The sequence below is a fragment of the Proteus faecis genome, assembly GCF_003144395.1.
Taxonomy (GTDB): domain Bacteria; phylum Pseudomonadota; class Gammaproteobacteria; order Enterobacterales; family Enterobacteriaceae; genus Proteus; species Proteus faecis.
In genome coordinates this window covers 64,851-81,204 of the sequence record NZ_PENZ01000001.1, presented here as the reverse complement: position 1 = coordinate 81,204, position 16,354 = coordinate 64,851, and the positions used below count along the sequence as shown (strand labels likewise).

The 16,354-nt window shown below is 39.1% G+C and carries 24 protein-coding genes; 22 read left to right on the top strand and 2 right to left on the bottom strand.

The genetic code is table 11. The features are described 5' to 3' along the window. Positions 1-6 precede the first annotated feature (6 nt). From DK858_RS00380 to DK858_RS00305, 16 genes are all read left to right on the top strand, one after another. Positions 7-240 (top strand): hypothetical protein, encoded by a 234-nt coding sequence (locus DK858_RS00380; protein ID WP_109395749.1) that lies wholly within the window; start codon positions 7-9, stop codon positions 238-240. A gap of 30 nt (positions 241-270) precedes the next feature. Continuing rightward, complete coding sequence (locus DK858_RS00375) at positions 271-456, top strand: hypothetical protein (protein ID WP_109395748.1); 186 nt, start codon at positions 271-273, stop codon at positions 454-456. 16 nt (positions 457-472) lie between these two features. Further along, complete coding sequence (locus DK858_RS00370) at positions 473-1,063, top strand: terminase small subunit (RefSeq protein ID WP_109395747.1); 591 nt, start codon at positions 473-475, stop codon at positions 1,061-1,063. A 1-nt stretch (position 1,064) separates the two neighbouring features. Beyond that, positions 1,065-2,567, top strand: a complete 1,503-nt coding sequence (locus DK858_RS00365) for a terminase (RefSeq protein WP_109395746.1) — start codon at positions 1,065-1,067, stop codon at positions 2,565-2,567. Position 2,568: 1 nt separating this feature from the next. Then, positions 2,569-3,951, top strand: a complete 1,383-nt coding sequence (locus DK858_RS00360) for a DUF4055 domain-containing protein (protein WP_109395745.1) — start codon at positions 2,569-2,571, stop codon at positions 3,949-3,951. A gap of 2 nt (positions 3,952-3,953) precedes the next feature. Beyond that, the gene (locus DK858_RS00355; protein ID WP_109395744.1) at positions 3,954-5,015 is read left to right on the top strand and encodes a structural protein; all 1,062 of its coding nucleotides are present in this window, start codon (positions 3,954-3,956) and stop codon (positions 5,013-5,015) included. A 66-nt stretch (positions 5,016-5,081) separates the two neighbouring features. After that, the gene (locus DK858_RS00350) at positions 5,082-5,768 is read left to right on the top strand and encodes a hypothetical protein (protein WP_109395743.1); all 687 of its coding nucleotides are present in this window, start codon (positions 5,082-5,084) and stop codon (positions 5,766-5,768) included. Between the two features lie 5 nt (positions 5,769-5,773). Further along, on the top strand, positions 5,774-6,724 hold the full coding sequence (locus tag DK858_RS00345) for a major capsid protein (RefSeq protein WP_109395742.1): 951 nt from the start codon (positions 5,774-5,776) through the stop codon (positions 6,722-6,724). 43 nt (positions 6,725-6,767) lie between these two features. After that, positions 6,768-7,145 (top strand): DUF7370 family protein, encoded by a 378-nt coding sequence (locus tag DK858_RS00340; RefSeq protein WP_109395741.1) that lies wholly within the window; start codon positions 6,768-6,770, stop codon positions 7,143-7,145. 1 nt (position 7,146) lies between these two features. Next, complete coding sequence (locus DK858_RS00335; RefSeq protein WP_052038475.1) at positions 7,147-7,488, top strand: hypothetical protein; 342 nt, start codon at positions 7,147-7,149, stop codon at positions 7,486-7,488. A 2-nt stretch (positions 7,489-7,490) separates the two neighbouring features. Beyond that, complete coding sequence (locus DK858_RS00330; RefSeq protein ID WP_036935884.1) at positions 7,491-7,859, top strand: hypothetical protein; 369 nt, start codon at positions 7,491-7,493, stop codon at positions 7,857-7,859. Then, positions 7,856-8,227: a phage tail termination protein gene (locus DK858_RS00325; protein WP_109395740.1), complete on the top strand. Its 372-nt coding sequence runs from the start codon at positions 7,856-7,858 to the stop codon at positions 8,225-8,227. Before DK858_RS00330 ends, DK858_RS00325 begins: the two co-directional genes overlap by 4 nt. A 64-nt stretch (positions 8,228-8,291) precedes the next feature. After that, positions 8,292-9,047 (top strand): Ig-like domain-containing protein, encoded by a 756-nt coding sequence (locus tag DK858_RS00320; RefSeq protein ID WP_109395739.1) that lies wholly within the window; start codon positions 8,292-8,294, stop codon positions 9,045-9,047. 49 nt (positions 9,048-9,096) lie between these two features. Continuing rightward, on the top strand, positions 9,097-9,789 hold the full coding sequence (locus DK858_RS00315; RefSeq protein WP_109395738.1) for a DUF6246 family protein: 693 nt from the start codon (positions 9,097-9,099) through the stop codon (positions 9,787-9,789). Positions 9,790-10,146: 357 nt separating this feature from the next. Next, on the top strand, positions 10,147-10,977 hold the full coding sequence (locus DK858_RS00310; RefSeq protein ID WP_109395737.1) for a hypothetical protein: 831 nt from the start codon (positions 10,147-10,149) through the stop codon (positions 10,975-10,977). Further along, positions 10,967-11,374: a HEPN domain-containing protein gene (locus DK858_RS00305; RefSeq protein WP_109395736.1), complete on the top strand. Its 408-nt coding sequence runs from the start codon at positions 10,967-10,969 to the stop codon at positions 11,372-11,374. The genes DK858_RS00310 and DK858_RS00305 overlap by 11 nt, the downstream gene beginning before the upstream one ends. A gap of 251 nt (positions 11,375-11,625) precedes the next feature. Here the strand turns inward: DK858_RS00305 and DK858_RS00300 are convergent, their stop codons facing one another. Beyond that, positions 11,626-12,300, bottom strand: a complete 675-nt coding sequence (locus DK858_RS00300; protein ID WP_109395735.1) for a DUF4145 domain-containing protein — start codon at positions 12,298-12,300, stop codon at positions 11,626-11,628. A 9-nt stretch (positions 12,301-12,309) separates the two neighbouring features. Continuing rightward, positions 12,310-12,765 (bottom strand): Arc family DNA-binding protein, encoded by a 456-nt coding sequence (locus tag DK858_RS00295; RefSeq protein WP_109395734.1) that lies wholly within the window; start codon positions 12,763-12,765, stop codon positions 12,310-12,312. A gap of 129 nt (positions 12,766-12,894) precedes the next feature. Here DK858_RS00295 and DK858_RS00290 point away from each other — a divergent pair, with 129 nt between their 5' ends. The 6 genes from DK858_RS00290 (at position 12,895) to DK858_RS00265 (ending at position 16,335) form a co-directional block, all read left to right on the top strand. After that, positions 12,895-13,071, top strand: coding sequence for an Arc family DNA binding domain-containing protein (locus tag DK858_RS00290; RefSeq protein WP_109395733.1), 177 nt, complete (start codon positions 12,895-12,897; stop codon positions 13,069-13,071). Positions 13,072-13,111: 40 nt separating this feature from the next. Beyond that, the gene (locus tag DK858_RS00285; RefSeq protein WP_109395732.1) at positions 13,112-13,684 is read left to right on the top strand and encodes a BRO-N domain-containing protein; all 573 of its coding nucleotides are present in this window, start codon (positions 13,112-13,114) and stop codon (positions 13,682-13,684) included. Between the two features lie 76 nt (positions 13,685-13,760). Then, on the top strand, positions 13,761-14,495 hold the full coding sequence (locus DK858_RS00280; protein WP_109395731.1) for a hypothetical protein: 735 nt from the start codon (positions 13,761-13,763) through the stop codon (positions 14,493-14,495). A 136-nt stretch (positions 14,496-14,631) separates the two neighbouring features. Then, positions 14,632-15,216 (top strand): ADP-ribosyltransferase, encoded by a 585-nt coding sequence (locus DK858_RS00275; protein ID WP_228407127.1) that lies wholly within the window; start codon positions 14,632-14,634, stop codon positions 15,214-15,216. Between the two features lie 136 nt (positions 15,217-15,352). Continuing rightward, on the top strand, positions 15,353-15,763 hold the full coding sequence (locus DK858_RS00270; protein ID WP_109395729.1) for a hypothetical protein: 411 nt from the start codon (positions 15,353-15,355) through the stop codon (positions 15,761-15,763). A 26-nt stretch (positions 15,764-15,789) separates the two neighbouring features. After that, positions 15,790-16,335, top strand: coding sequence for a hypothetical protein (locus DK858_RS00265; protein WP_109395728.1), 546 nt, complete (start codon positions 15,790-15,792; stop codon positions 16,333-16,335). Positions 16,336-16,354: the final 19 nt, after the last annotated feature.

The following is a 16,354-nucleotide window of genomic DNA, read 5'->3' as shown; positions in this document are numbered from 1 at the left end:
ATCACTATGAAAATAAAAAATACTGGACTAACAACAGGTCAATCTTTTGCAATATTAGCCATATTTATGGTTGTAGCTCTATCAATAAGTTTCTTCTTGTCATGGTGCTTGCTACATATTTGGAACTGGTTTGCTGATTCAGCAGGATTAGACTTGGCAATAAACATCAACTGGGGAACTGTAGTTGGATTGTCGGTAATTCTATGGGTTCTTAAGTCGATATTTGGCAAGAAAGAATAGGCCCTAGCGGCCTTTTTTATTGGGTGGAATATGTCAGAAAAATATCACGTAATAGCAACTAAGAAAGACGGTACAACCTACGAAGGCGTGATGACCACTAAAGAGCCTCGTGTGACTAACGGGTTAATCGGTATCGCATCACTCGATGGCTCATGGGTATACATATCACCTGATGAGATTAGTGATATTAAATATGTTCCAGTGGTTGAACAGTAAATATTAAGGAAAGGGTATGTCTCAAAATAAACCAACGCTCACAGATGAGCAGAAAGTTCTTTTTGATGCCCTAACAAAGTTACAACAGAAATTCGTGTTAGGCATCTTGAAAGGACTCAATCAAATAGATGCTTACAAGCAAGCTGGCTACAAGGCAAAGACTGACGACACGGCATACTCATCAGCAAGTGAGATCCTAAGAAATCCTAAGGTTAAATCGTTCTTAGATGCAATGAATGAGGTAGCTATTTCTAATGCGATTATGAGCCGAGAGGAAGCGCTAGAGAGACTTTCTTCTATCGGACGTAGCTCAGTATCAGAAATGGTTGAATTCAGTGAGCACAAGATGGGAACGGATGACGACGGTAATCCAGTTATTCAATCTGTGTGGAGATTTAAAGACTCCGCATTGCAAGATCCTAAAGCGCTAGCGGCAATATCCGAACTCACAGCAAGTAAAGATGGCATCAAGTTAAAGCTTCATGATCCTAAAGCCGCGATTAAGCAATTGGCTGATATGCAGGGCTGGGAGCCGCCGAGGAAAATTGAACATTCAGTAGATGAGCAAATGGCAGAGTTGCTGAGAGAGATATCATCGGAGTCATAATATGGCTGCAAAAAATCAGCAATTTGAAATATTAAAAAAGAATTTAAAGGATAGGTTTTGGCGTTTAAATAATCTCTATTTCATTACTGATAAAAAAGGTAAGAAAGTAAAGTTCAGAATGACGCCTGAGCAGTTTGAATACTTTAATGGTATGCACACACGCAATATCATCTTAAAGGCTCGTCAGCTTGGTTTCACAACGTTAGTTTGTATTGTTCAATTAGACGCAGCTTTATTTGAATCAGCAAAATGCGCATTGATTGCTCATACCTTAAATGACGCAAAGCGATTATTTAGGGAAAAGGTTAAATACGCATACGACAATTTACCTGCAGTAATTCGAAGGGCTAACCCCGCAAAGAATGACTCTGTTGGTGAGCTAGTTTTCAGTAATGGCGGTTCACTTTATGTAAGTACCTCTTTTCGCGGCGGCACGCTTCGTTACTTGCATATCTCTGAATTCGGCAAGATATGTGCTAAGTACCCAGATAAGGCTCGTGAGATAGTCACTGGCGCATTTGAGGCAGTATCAAGTGATTGCTTCACGACAATTGAAAGCACAGCTGAAGGTAGAGCAGGTTATTTCTTTGATTATTGCCAGTCGGCTGAGAAAGCACAAATTCAGAACAAGGCTCTCTCTAACCTAGACTGGAAATTCTTTTTCTTCTCATGGTGGAAGAATCCTGAATACTCCATTGATCCTGTGGAGCAATTACCACAGCGGTTAGTTGATTACTTCAATGAGATATCAAGTAAACATGGCGTTCAATTAAACGAGCGTCAGAAAGCATGGTATTACGCCAAAGAGAAAACACTTGGCGATGATATGAAGCGGGAATACCCGTCAATACCGTCTGAGGCATTCCAACAATCGGTTGAAGGCGCTTACTACGCCAAACAATTCCGCTTCCTGTACGAAAATAAACGCATTGGTACACTTCCTGATAACTCGCACCTACCGGTTCATACGTACTGGGATATTGGTGTGGGTGACTCAACGTCAATCTGGTTTATTCGTGAGGTTGGTGAGGAATTCCATGTTATTGATCACTACTCAAACAGTGGTGAAGGTTTGCGGCATTACATGAAAGTGCTGAAAGACAAAGGCTACACATATGCAAGTCACAATGGCCCTCATGATATCGATAACCGTGAGTTTGGTTCAGATGCGAAATCTCGACGTGAGTTAGCGCGTGAAGGGTACGAAATCGACGGTGAAAACTATTCAATGCGATTTGACGTAGTGCCGAAGCTTTCAATTGATGAGGGTATTGAGGCGGTGCGTGAAATCCTTCCTCTTTGTGTGTTCGACGAACACAAATGCAGTGAGGGAATTGTTCACTTAGAGGGCTACCGAAAAGAATGGGATGACAAGCGAGGGTGCTGGAAAGATAAACCACTTCATGATTACACGTCGCATGATGCTGATGGGTTTAGGTATTTTGCTGTGAGTCGCAGAAATATTAAGCGATTGACTAAGAAAATAGAATTTAACTGGAATTAACATGAATACAAACGTTGATTATAAGCATCCAGCTTACAATGAGTTTTTGCCTGAGTGGGACATGATCGGCGATTGTGTTGATGGCGAACGCGTTGTTAAAAGCAAGAAGGAGAAATATCTCCCTCATCCAGCAGATAAAAAAGACATGGATGATAAAGATAACGAACGTTATAAGCGTTATTTATCTAGAGCATCTTTCTTTAATGCCACTGGAAGGACACTTAGCGGTTTACTTGGTATTGCGTTTAGTAAGCCAGTAAAGATTAGTGTTAGCGGTGGTGTCGAGTATTTAGAAACTGACATAGACGGTCAAGGTCAGCCACTAACCCAAATGATAAGGGATGCTTTATCGCAAAATTTACAGCGTGGCCGAGCTGGTCTATTAAGTGATTTTAGCGGTTCAGGTATTCAGTCAGAGGCTAATAAGGGACGCCCTTATGTTCGATTATTTACAGCAAAAGAAATCATCAACTGGCGTGTAACGAACGGGAAAACATCCCTCGTTGTCCTCAAATATCAAGAGCCAGTAGATACAGATGATTTTGAACTGCAAATGCAGAATAACTGGATTGAATTAAGGCTTATTGATGATGTAGCTTATTCTCGCCGTTGGTATGAAGATGGAGACATAAAGGTTACAGATTGGGTTGCATTGAGTGATGCGAGCGGGAGATCATTGAGCGAATTGCCATGGTCATGGATTGGCTCAATGAATAATGACCACACCCCAGATGCTCCACCTCTTGCCGATATTGCATACGTGAATATCAAGCATTATCAGGCTGAGGCTGATATCGCAGAATCGGCACATACTGTCGGTCAACCAATGGTTGCATTAACAGGTCTTACAGATGACTGGGTTGAGAAACATATGTCTGATGGATTTACTGTCGGCTCCCGTAAAGGGGTATTGCTACCACAAGGTGGTGACATGAAGTTTGCACAGCCCGAAGATAGAAATATTCAAATCACTCTAGCTGAGCGCAGAGAGAGGCAAATGGCAATGTTGGGCGCTAAATTAGTCGAGCGTGGGACGTCAGCAAGAACGGCTACTCAGGCGCAGGATGAGGCACAGACTGACAATTCTGTCCTTTCATTGTGTTCCGGAAACGTCGAACAGTCATTTAACCGAGCACTTAATTTTTGTATTCAGTTTGCAGGGGGCGGCGAAGCGTCAATACAGCTGAATAAAGTTTATGATATCGCTAAGTTAGATTCACCAACTATTACAGCATTATTGGCAGCACTGCAATCAGGTTCTATGAGATTGATTGATTTCGTTAAGTATCTGCAAAGTATCAATATTATTCCTCAAGATGAAAAAGCAGAGGATGTTGTTGATGAGTTGGAGGTAACTAGAGGGGCAAATATGTTGGGAGTGTAACTATGCAGCCGAGCATCATCCTTGATAACGCACTAATGATACAGGTCATGCTGGAAAGGTTAAAGTCATCAACAGCAGATACTCGTGATTTAGTGTTAGATATTCGCACCTCTGTGGCATCTGCGCTGTCTACCTTCTCTGGTGATATTTCATCAATAAGCAAAGCAAAATCAATCTCTCTAGTATTAAAAAAAACACTCAAGCCAGTTCTCTTTGATTATTCTCAAAAATTGCTTGATGAAGCCATCAGTATTGCCATTGTTATGGCTGATGCCGAATATCGAGGTTTTAACTCATTTCTCGAAGGTATTAAGCCTGCCGACTATGAAAAAGTGCGTAGAGATGTACAAAACTTACCTATGGGCTTGGTAGGATGGAGTGGCTCGCTATTCCTAGCTAAGTTTATTGAGTCTTGGGCTGATACATCTGTTCAGCAAGTGGAAAATCAGGCATTGATATCTCTGTCATCTGGTGGTGATGTGTCTGATCTGCAATCAACAATTAACGGGACATCAGTTGAGCCTCTAATCATCGCATCGTCGGTAGTCGGTAGGATTGCTAGGGGCTTTCAGATGATATCCAGAACCTCTTTACAGCATGCGCACAGTATAGGGGCAGTGGATTTCTACAAAGAGAATCCTGATCTGATTAAGTATGAAGAATTCAGCGCAATACTGGACAATAAAACTTCATCAGTATGCAGATCATTATCCGGTAATCGTTATCCACTAGGAGAGGGCCCTAAACCTCCTCTTCATCCCAATTGCCGTAGTCGATTACTTCCAGTTTTAGATGAGAAATACATAAACTTAATTACAACAGATTATGTCGGTAATTCTGAATGGGGGGAAGAGTCTTATTACGAGTGGCTTTATCGCCAGCCAGCGAACAGGCAGGACATTGTACTTGGTAAGACTAGGGCACAGTTATTTCGTGATGGTGGATTACCAGCTGATAAATTTGCAAAGTTACAGCTCGATAAATACTTTAAGCCAATAACGCTTAAGGAACTTCAACGGATCATACCTGAGGCTTTTAATAAAGCAGGTATCGAACTCAAATAACCCACTTCGGTGGGTTTTTTATTATCAGCAGTTAGAGACTGCACCATCTAAACCAGAGGTTTTACGATGTTTAAATATTTATTAACGAAAGAAGAATTTGACGCATTAACCGATGAACAAAAGGCTTTTTACAAAGAATCTGGTGGTAATTACCAACTTCAAATCGAAGGTATGCCAGAAATTCCAGATGTATCAGGGCTTCAAAAAAAGGTTGATGAATTACTTTCTGAGAAAAAATCAGAGCAGGAGAAACGCCGACAGGCAGAAGAGGCTGCAAAAAAAGCAGCAGAAGATCAAGCGCGTAAAAATGGCGATATTGAATCACTAGAAAAAAGCTGGGCTGAAAAGTTAAAGGCGCGTGAAAGCGAGCTATTAGCACAGTTGCAGGAGAAAGACACAAGTCTACATACACTATTAGTTGATAACGTCGCGCAAACTCTGGCTACAAAGCTTGCTGGTGATGCCGCTCCGTTAATTATGCCACACATTAAATCTCGATTATCAGTGGAGGAAGGTAAAACACGAGTGGTTGACGCTGCTGGCCATCCTTCTGCATTTACCATTGATGATTTAGAAAAAGAATTTCGTAGTAATCAGTTATTTGCTCCAGTAATTATCGGTAGCAAAGCCACCGGAACCGGAGGGGAAGGCGGTAAAGGGAAGTCACCAGCCGGAGGCAGTGATAAACCCAAAAGCGCGAATCCATTAGTGGACAGCGCACGTGAAATCATTGCTAATATCCAAGAGGATTAATTTATATGTCTTTATATATTTTTCAAAAACAAGTATCTCTAGCAGCAACAGAACTGGTTGCTCAGGCTGTCCGTAAATTTAACGAAGCATCTGGCGGCGCTTTAGTTATCGGTGATGGTGATCATATTGGTGACTACATTGAGCAAACATCATGGCAGTTACTTGGTGGGTTGGCTCAGCGACGTAATGCATATGGTTCAGGTAATTTAACGCCACAAGAATTGGGGCAAATCCTTGATCGTATGATTAAGGTTGATGGTCGTATTGGTCCCGTCTCAGTTACTCCGACAATGATGAAGCGACTAGGTAAAGATGTCTCAGAAGCGGCCGCGGTAGTTGCTGCTCAATCAGCAGAAGCCATGTTGCAAGATTACCTTAATACTGCTGGCGCGGCATTGAAAGCAGCTATTTCTGGAAATTCAACGGCAGTTACTATTGGTGGAGAAACACCAACATTAAGAGGTTTGAATAAAGCCACACGTCCATTCGGCGATGCTTATTCACGTATTGTTGCTTGGTTAATGGATGGTGCAACGTTCAACGACTTTATGGATGAGACGCTAACCAATGCGAATAACCTGTTCCAAATTGGTAACGTTGCTATTAAACAAGATAACCTTGGTCGTCGTTTTGTTATCTCTGATATTCCCGCTTTATCAGATGCAGACAAACAGCATTCGTTAGGCTTGGTTACTGGCGCTGCAGCAATTCAAACATCGCCACTAATCATGAAGGCTCAGGATGTGTTAGGCCAAGAAAATATTAAGGCACTAATGCAAGGTGAGTACGACTTTACTGTTGGTCTACGTGGTTATCAGTGGAGTAAAGATAGTATCAAATCACCCACTAACGCACAGATTGAAACAGTAGCTAACTGGAAGCAAATTGCTACTGATATTAAAGATACTGCTGGCGTTATGGTTTCATTTGGCAAAGATACTAGCGTTGGTGGGTAATGCGAGGGGCGGTAGCCCCCTTATTTATCCATAAGGAGTGATCATGTCTATTGCGATTACGGGTGAGCAAGTTAATGAGCAATTAGAGGTGATGGGGTTTGAGGCAACAAACCTTGTTATAAGCTCTGCCATATCTATTGTGGACACTATTGATAATTGCCTTGATAACGCAGGATATTCAGATGCGGTAGTTACCTTAATCAAGCTGTATTCGGTTATCCTCATATTATCATCTGCTGATGTTAGAAAAATATCCTCAGAACATGCGCCTTCTGGCGCTTCTGTTTCATATCAGTATTTTGCTGATGGTAGAAAAACATTATTAAAAACGCTGTCTTCTCTGGATCCCTCTGGATGTACCGATAGCTTACCTATTGAACGACCTGTTGGCATTGTTCAGTTTGATGTGGTTCGGGGGTGATATGGGGAAAATCCTGCGACGATTTTGCAAGGGGTGGGCAACCATTTGGAAAATTACAGGTAAAGATGGTTACGGTAAACCCATATTTTCAGAGCCAATTCATATCCGATGTGATTACGGAAGTAGTTTTAAAGATGGTAGAAAAACCATTGGCACTGAAATAATCATTAAGAATGTTATTTGGACTGAGTATAGCGAAGCAACTCAAGAAGACTATATCGCCATTGGCAAACATGAAGATAGAGATCCATTTTTGCATGGTGCTAGTAGGATTAAGTCTATCGATAGAGACCGAGATATTAATGGAGGCCTAGATGATTACACACTAACAACGGCGGTGTAACTATGGGGGCAAAAGTAAAAGGAATAGGTAATGCGATATCTAACTTAAACTCTCTGGTTGGAAGTATAGCATCAAAAAAGATAGCTCGAGCCATGCATAGAGCGCTAGATATTGGCGGTAGGCAAGCTGCTGTATACACGCCAATTGACACTAAAACGCTCATTAACTCACAATTTAGAGATGTAAAAGTAAAAGGCACACTATTTACTGGTCGCGTTGGTTATTCTGCTTCGTATGCTGTTTTCGTTCATGATCCTAGTGTTAAACAAACTTTCCGCAGACCTACTGCTAAGAAAGAATTCCTCCTGAAAGGATTTGAGGAAACGAAGCAAATGATTGATCAGGCTGTTGCTGAGGAATTTAAAATATGACGACCTTTGAGAGACTGAAAAGCTATTTTTCTGAATCCGGGTTATCTGATGGCTTCATTCAGCAGGATTATATTTGGAATGAAAAAGAAGGTAATGATTCAGATTCATATATCGTATTTCAGCAACCAAACGGAACTGGTCGTATTGATGATCTAAGTGGTGATGATTTCTTTACCGTTTCACTCATATCTGGCAAGGCGTGGATTGAGTTTATTGTTCAGAAAGCTAACGAAATACTAGAGTATGTAAGGTGTCACTCTAGAAGCCATAACATTGGCTTTATTATCAATACATCTGGTTTTGTTAATCCAATTCAAACGACAGAAGGTAGGTTTATCATTCCACTTTCTTTCCGTTGTACATCTTAAATTAAACACATCTCAACAGGTCGCTCATGCGGCCTTTTTTATTTGCAAATAAAGAGGTTATAACATGGCACAATGCCCTGATGATAAAGGCCTAGTGATGGGTAACGCAGGTATTCTGCGCATTGCAAAAGGCTGCCCAGACCAAGTACCAGCACAAGATCAATTCTTGCGTTTAGGTGCGCTAACAAGCAAGTCATTCGATTTCGGCATGGAGACAGTGACATCTAATGCTGATGACACTAAAGGCTTAACTGAGTCAATTGTTACTGGCGCTGACTTTACGATTAGTTTTGATGGTGAATTAAAGAAAGCTGGCGTAACCGGTTCTACCTCCGCATTTGATATCGCCAAAGAAATCCTTGATGAAATCAAAGCAAGTCGCCAGCCAGCATATTGGGTTCAACTTGATATGAAAGGCGATGGTTCTGATGTTATTCAGGGCTATATGACTTTCACATCATGGTCAATGGAATTTCCAACAAAAGAAATCTCCACTTATTCTGGTGAGTTGAAAGCTGCTGATGCAGAAACGGTTGAATGGTTACAAGAAGAAATCGTTGTTGAAAGCATTGCTGTCGAGCCTGCTACTCTGTCTGTAAAAGTGGGTGAAACTAAGACATTTACTGTCAAATTTACACCAACCGATGCGACGAACAAAAACTACACTGCCGTAAGCGATAAGCCGAACTTTGCAACAGTTACCCAGCTTGTGAACGTGGTAACTGTGCGTGGTGTTGCTGAAGGTACTGCAAATATCACTGTCACATCTGAAGATGGCAGTAAAACAGCCAAATGCGTGGTCACTGTTACCGCTGCTTAATATTACAAAGGGTGCTTTCGAGTGCCCTTGATAATATTCAGGAGGGATTATGACGCCTATTTTAGAAATCGGTGAGATGGTTATCTCTACTGATAAAAAGGATTACTTATTTAGACCATCGTTCATCAATATGACAAGAATTGGTGAGCCTAAACAGATTGTGAACGCATACGGTCAATTAAATGGCACAGAGGTGCAGGATTTAATTACGCGCGCCGTAATGAATTACAGGGTTATTCCTGAGTGGTTAATAAAGGCCATTAGCAAGCCGACATATGGACGCAATATCCTGCAAACTGCAATGATAGTGATGCAGGCGTGTTGTGATGATGATTGTTCTGAAATCATTGGCGAATGGAAATCAGGTAAACGCGGCATTGTCTATAAAAACGGCAAGATGCCAATCGCTGACATTATCGTCATTGCCAGAGGGCTATTCACTCACGGAATTATCGGTAAAGCAAAGATCCGCAAACTTCAACGTAACGAAGGGAAAAACAAATTCTCAGATGAGTTTATGGCAATTGACTATATTAGTTCAGCTCGTGCGCACTTTGGAATGAATCGAGAGGAAGCCGAAAAGCTAACCATGACTGAGTTTCAGATGATGCTCAAAGCTAAATACCCTGATGAAAAAGGCTTCACCAAAGAAGAATACGACAACATCATGAAGCAAGATGATAAACGCAATGATGAGCTGATCAGCGGTAAGCGTCGATTGGTGAGTAGGAAGAGAAAGTAAACAAGGGCATCCGTGCCCTTGGTTTGTTTTCTGAAAGCACCAATCAAAACCTTGTCCGAAGATATCCGAACTGTGGTTTTGAGTCGTTTGGTGGGTAATGACACTGTGTTTATGTACAGTTTAAATCTCATCTAAATAGAGATTTGTCTCTTATAAAATATAGTGAGATTCCTCTCAGAGGCACAAACTTTCATTGAAGTTAACCAAATGTTGTTTTAGTATGGCGTCAAGTTGATATTATCAAATTGATAAAGAGTCCTCTTCAAATCAAAAGAATGTATTGTTTCAATTTTATACTATTAACTTTATTTCTTGCTTCCAATAAGGTAGACACATAAATTAGTCTATGAGGATCTAATGGGTAGAGCGGCGCCAAAAACAGCTTCAAGTAAAGCTTTGGATATCATGAATCAAGCTATTTCAGATCACAGGGTACTAACCGAGATTGACAATGCAAGATTAATGAAACTTTTTGATTCAATGCGTAGGGATGGCGTTTCTAAAGTTGAATTTGATACGTTATCAGCTTGCTACTATGCGCTAAATGCAGATATTAATAATTTGATAATCTCTGCAGGAAGTGTTTTGGATGCAGTTATATCTGGATATGAAGATTTCAACTATTTTGCTGATAACTCTTTTACAGCTCTTGGTAATTCGTTAATGATAAGGGAGGTTTATAAGTATATGAAATTATATAATTTACCTTTATCATCTATGAGTGAAGATATAGCTGAGTTATTCATGACTACATCCATCCTTATGAATGACCACTTAAGTTATAATGAGATAAAGAGTGGTCTGGATCATGATTCAGCTTCCGATAAAGTAAAAATGATGGATCAACTTCAATCATTCTTGCTTAGGAATCAAAAAATAAGCAGTCATTTATCTTCATACATCTGCGATGTGTTTAGTATTGTATCTAAGGATGTGTCAAGAAAGGCGATAATTGAATATTTATTACCTATGATATCCAATTACAAGATCGCTTTGCATAACGATGATGGGTATGAGTTTATTGATATTTCGTTTATCTTCCCTAAAAATACAGATTTTGATGCTGTTTTTGAATTGGAGGATGATATGTTGCAGATTATATCTAAACTAGATTATTCACCAGAAGTTAAAACAAAAATATCATTTAATTTTGTTATTATTGATGACGGATTGAGCGATGATCACTAGTTTAAATATATTAAATTACGCTTCGAATTTGCATAATAAATTTAGCGAAAAAGATTACATTAGTGATAATTTAGAAGTTGAATATAGAAACTGCGCAAGAATGGCATATTATTCTTTATTGCATTTATCAAAAAGCCTTATAGAAAAAGAAAATGTGTGCATAGATACAGGTGGGATAACTGGCACACATGCAGTTATTATTGCTAAATTGTTAGCTATTGATTCTGATTTTTCAAAAAAACTAGCTGAAGATTTAAAGTCATGTAGAGCAATAAGAGTAAAAGCTGATTATTATCTTGATAAGCATTTTAATAAAAATGAAGCATATAAGGTTTTAAGAAAGGCAGAAAAAGCATTTGAAAATTTAGAAGTTGGCCTTTCCACAGGAACGAAATAACTAGTCTGTAACTTATTAACGCATCATATTGTAATAGCATTATCTAAAGCCTCCTTTGAGGCTTTTTTATTGCCCAAATTTCACCACGCCTCTTAACTGAGGCTTTTTGCTTTCCTTTGCATCACCATCTATATAACATAAAAATATGCCCGTCCTTGGGCTGGGTGGTTATAGGTTAAATATACTATTAGTCATATTCTCGGTGCTTACTATCTCTTTACTCATAAACTCAGGATATCCGTGTTATTTGTTTATTTTGATTTAGGTTTGTCTCTATTTTCTGCTGCTTGGCGTGGGCCTTCTGGCAGCGACCCGAACATATTATCAACTTCTTTTGGTTCGGTTATTCCTTGTTGCACAATCATATTGATGAGTGCGAAAAGCTTAAATGAGACATCATCAAAATCATCATCGCTGATAGTGCCAGGGTGAACGGCATTGTTGCCAACAATACGAATGATATCGGCGGATCTGATTAGCTTTTTCGATACCAGTTCATCTTCGGCTAATTTAGCTAAATCGGCATTGATGTTTTTACCTTCACCGCCAAGATGCATACAAAGTTTCTGTAATCCTAAGCGGAGAAGGGCTACGGCGCCACGTGGAGACTTTGGATAGATGCAGGCTGCTTCTATATAGTCTTGTTTAACATCACTAGGCATGTCTTTAGAAGGTAATGGAACGCCAGAAGAGTCAGGGTAGATCATTATTGAATTTATATGTGAATAATCAGCCAAAACAAGAGTTGAGTTCCAAATAGAGCACTGATTACAGTGTGAGCAGGTGGCGGAATATGTGTAAAGGGTATAATCCTCACTATCTAGCCGGCTATGTAAGATATCAGTCCATATCATATGCGATGATATCTTGCAGTGAGGGCATGGGAATGCCTTGCCTTTAAATGTTGGTGCTACATATTCAGACATATCACATCCTTATTTATCAGTTGGTGTGTTGTTTTTATCTGATATACCAATCAAAAAGCCATTATTATCAATGGTTCTTTCTGAAACCTCGTAGCCTAATTTTTTGAGTTGTTCAAATGTAGGGCTTAGAATGGAGAAAAAATCCTCTTCATCAAGGATCTCTAGCTCTAAGTCACTAAGAGAAACACAAAACTCAGTGTGTCCAATGCGAGCCTTTTTGTTTATCTCTGCAAATGTTCTTTTAAGAATCACACCAGATAGCTCTTCTCTTGCTTTTTTAGCTATCTGAACAACATCTTTAGCTGAAATTAATTCATCAGCGTTGACTTCATTAAGAAAACTTATTTCCAGCCTTTGAACTATTTCTGCATTCATAGAACGAGTGTTTTCTTTAGCAGATAACTCTATTTTTTCTTTTAATTCAATAGGTAGCCTAATACGTAATTGCGGATCTTCTCTGCTCATGATGAGTTCCAGTTTTCGTAATGAAAATAATTACAAAATTATGCCCCACTGTGGGGTTGACTTCAATGACGCACGGTGTGACAATGATTTTGCCCCACATTGAGGCATTGAAAAATTAAGGATGAAATAATGCAAAAAGCAAAAGATATGTATCAGAAGAAAATTAGATTTCCAGAGGATGTGTGCAAGGCGATTCAAGCTAATGGGGATTTGGAGTGTAGAAAATTTAATACGGAGATTATTTATCAACTAAGGAAAGCTTACGGATTGATAGAAAGTAAAAACCCCAGTTGCACGAACAACTGAGGCCAGTTGCCAAATATCCCCATCGAAAGGAATAATTGACATGAACAGTATAACCAAGAACGAACTTACTTTCCAGAATTTCACATTCAACCCTATCGTTGAAAATGGTCAGGTATGGTTAACATCAACTGAAATTGCACAAGTGTTAGGTTATAGCCGTACTGATAATGTAAGTAAATTGTACTCACGTAATTCAGATGAGTTTACTGACTCTATGACAATGACCGTCAATATGACGTTCAACGGTATAAACAATAGTTTACGTAATAAAGTGGTCAGAGTTTACTCACTTCGTGGCGCTCACCTGATCGCAATGTTTGCATCAACTCCAGTAGCTAAAGAATTCCGTAAATGGGTGCTGGATATTCTGGATAGAGAAGTGGCTGACAAGAAAGATTTACTAGTCGAAAAAGATAGTTCAGTAAGTGCAAACGGATTGTTAGCAAGATTAAGTCTGATTTGCACAACATGGGATGAAGCTAGAAAGGATATTGAGAACTTTGATCCGAAAATGGCGAAACGTCTCAATTCAACAATGAGTATGTTTTTAATGTACTCACAACACATGAAAGGAATAGCTAAGGCAAAACAAGTTAGGAGATTAACACATTGATAGGCAGTAAAAACAGAAAAGCCAACAGGTGCGAACTGCTGGCTAATCCCAAACAAAACCAAACAGGAAATGTTTCATGAGTGAGATCACTTTAACAAATAGTTTTAACGCTGTCACGAACAAAACTATTGATACACAGAAGTTATTGTCAATGATTAACATGTCTCGCAAGTCATGTGGTGAAAATCAAATTCGTAATAACGTATTGATTGATAGAGTAAAGGATGAATTAGATGGGGAGTTTTACAAGATTTTTGTAAAACCATCTGGTGAATCAGGTGGTAGACCAACAGAAGTTATTGAAATGGATATTAAGCAAGCGCTTCGTGTCGCAGCAAGGGAATCAAAAGCTGTTCGTCGTGTTTTGGTTGATAAACTGGAATCAATGCATGTAGCTTCTCAAAAAAGCAGTAAAAGCCAATCAGGTTTACCTGAATACCGCCAAGCAAGAACGTTGAAAATGTCGGTTGATGCCATTACTAACTTATTCGACTTAATGCCGAACCTGAGTGATGAAGCAAAGCAATGTGCGGCGGCTAATATCGTCAACCCGATTGTTGGCTTTGAGGCGGTTCCATTACCAGTACTTGAGCAAAAGTATTATACCGCTGGTGAGGTTGGCGAAATGCTTGAAGTGTCTGCTAATAAAATCGGACGCATGGCTAATAAGCACGGATTAAAAACAGAGGAATATGGGAAGTATTTCTTAGATAAATCTGCTTATTCATCAAAACAGGTTGAAGCATTCAGATATAACGACAATGGAGTAAAAGCATTACGACACGCTATTCATGGTGTTGAAGTAGCTTAAACACCCAAGCCAAGGATGGCTTGCTTGAGATCACACACCACGCCTCTTGATTGAGGCTTTTTGCTTTGTTTTGCGCCAACCTCGGGCTATCATAAGAATAATTAATAAAAACTTAACCTGAGAGATGATGAGAGAAATGCAAAATATGAATTTCAATTCTTTAACAAAACGACAACAAGAAGCATTTAAAGCTTATAAAGGTTCAGATCCCATTATCCCTGGAGAGTCTTTTGCATACCACATTAATGAGCTTTTGTTACGCCATAAGACAGTTCCTGTGGAGTATGAAGATTACTTGATTGGTCTTGATGAATTATTCAATTTACATAAATTGGAAAGTAATAAAATTTTGCATCGAGCTTGTTTTGAGGATGCGGTTAAAGGTTTCTTGGATGATGAAAATGGCATAAATATTTATCCAGCATTTATGTCAACATCAATTAGTGACAATAATTTATCTGAACATTTTGCGGGAAGCAGACCTAATATAGGCTTACCTTGTTATTTGAGAATTGAGTGTAAAGCTGGGGCAAGGGCTATTTTGCTTGAAGATAATCAATCAGCCGGAGGTGAGTCAGAGGTACTTTTGCCTAGAGGTAGTTGTTTTAAATTATTAAATACTACAAAAATAACAGATCAAAAAGAAATAGAAAAACTGGCGGGATATCATGCTAAAAAATTTAACACCATTGTTATGTATGAACTTGAATTATTGTCGTAGCATTACGCTATATATTTATTTTTAGTGTTTATCTCTTTAATTTTATAAGTTGCGTTGACTTATTGATAATTTTGTTGCTCCCATTTGCACCACAAACAGCTAAACTAATAACAAATTAACTAACGAGGATGGTGTTGTGAAAAGATTATTAATTACATCTATTTTATCATTATCAGCTTTATCATTAACAGGGTGCGCTAGTGTTTCACCGCCAACACAACAGCAAATTGAAAGTGCCAGTTATGGGGCATTGCCTGACGACTATCAAGCTCAAATAAAAAATACAATGAGCACCATGCTAAAGGATCCGTATTCAGCTCAATATACATTTCTTCAACCATTTAAAGGATATTCTCAAGATGGCGCTTGGGCACCATCTAAGGGGGGAGTGACTTATGGATGGGTAGCACCAGTTATGGTGAACGCAAAAAATAGTTATGGTGGATATACTGGTGCTAAAAGGTATGTGTTTATGTTCTCTAACAGCATACTATATGATGTGACTGGGAATGATGCTTTTGGCCGAGTTGTGCCAATAAATCAATAGTAAATCAACATTGAGGTAGCGGTTCCGTGGGGAAGACTAAGGTTATTTCTGGAATTTTAGGCGGTGTTGCGATTATTGCAGCGGTTGCAGCTTTGTCAGTAAATCTTGTTCCTGATGATAAGGCTAATGATAAACATCTAGCTGATTACTGCGCTGAAATGACAAGGTCGCTAATGAAGTCACCATCATCATATAAATTAGATGAATACTATATACGAGAATTACCACTAACTAGAAATGAGCTTGCAGAGATAGTGCAAATGGCTCCATTCAATAATATTGATGATGCAATAGACAATGATAAGCGCGAGAGATCAAAAATTGAGATAATAGAAACATATATGGCGAAAAATGCCATGGGCGTTGAATTGGTTGGTAATGCAATATGCACTCTAAACAAAACAAACTATGGAAGCGCTGGAAGTAGCTATTCAATAATGAGCTTATCAATAAATGATGAAAATATTGGTGATATAAATTTAATAACAGCTGAATTAGCGGCTGATAAAAAAACTGGAAGATTGAACAGTAAGTCTGATTACATGAAAAAATTAAATTATATTTTCAATTGATAATATACATTAATTACAC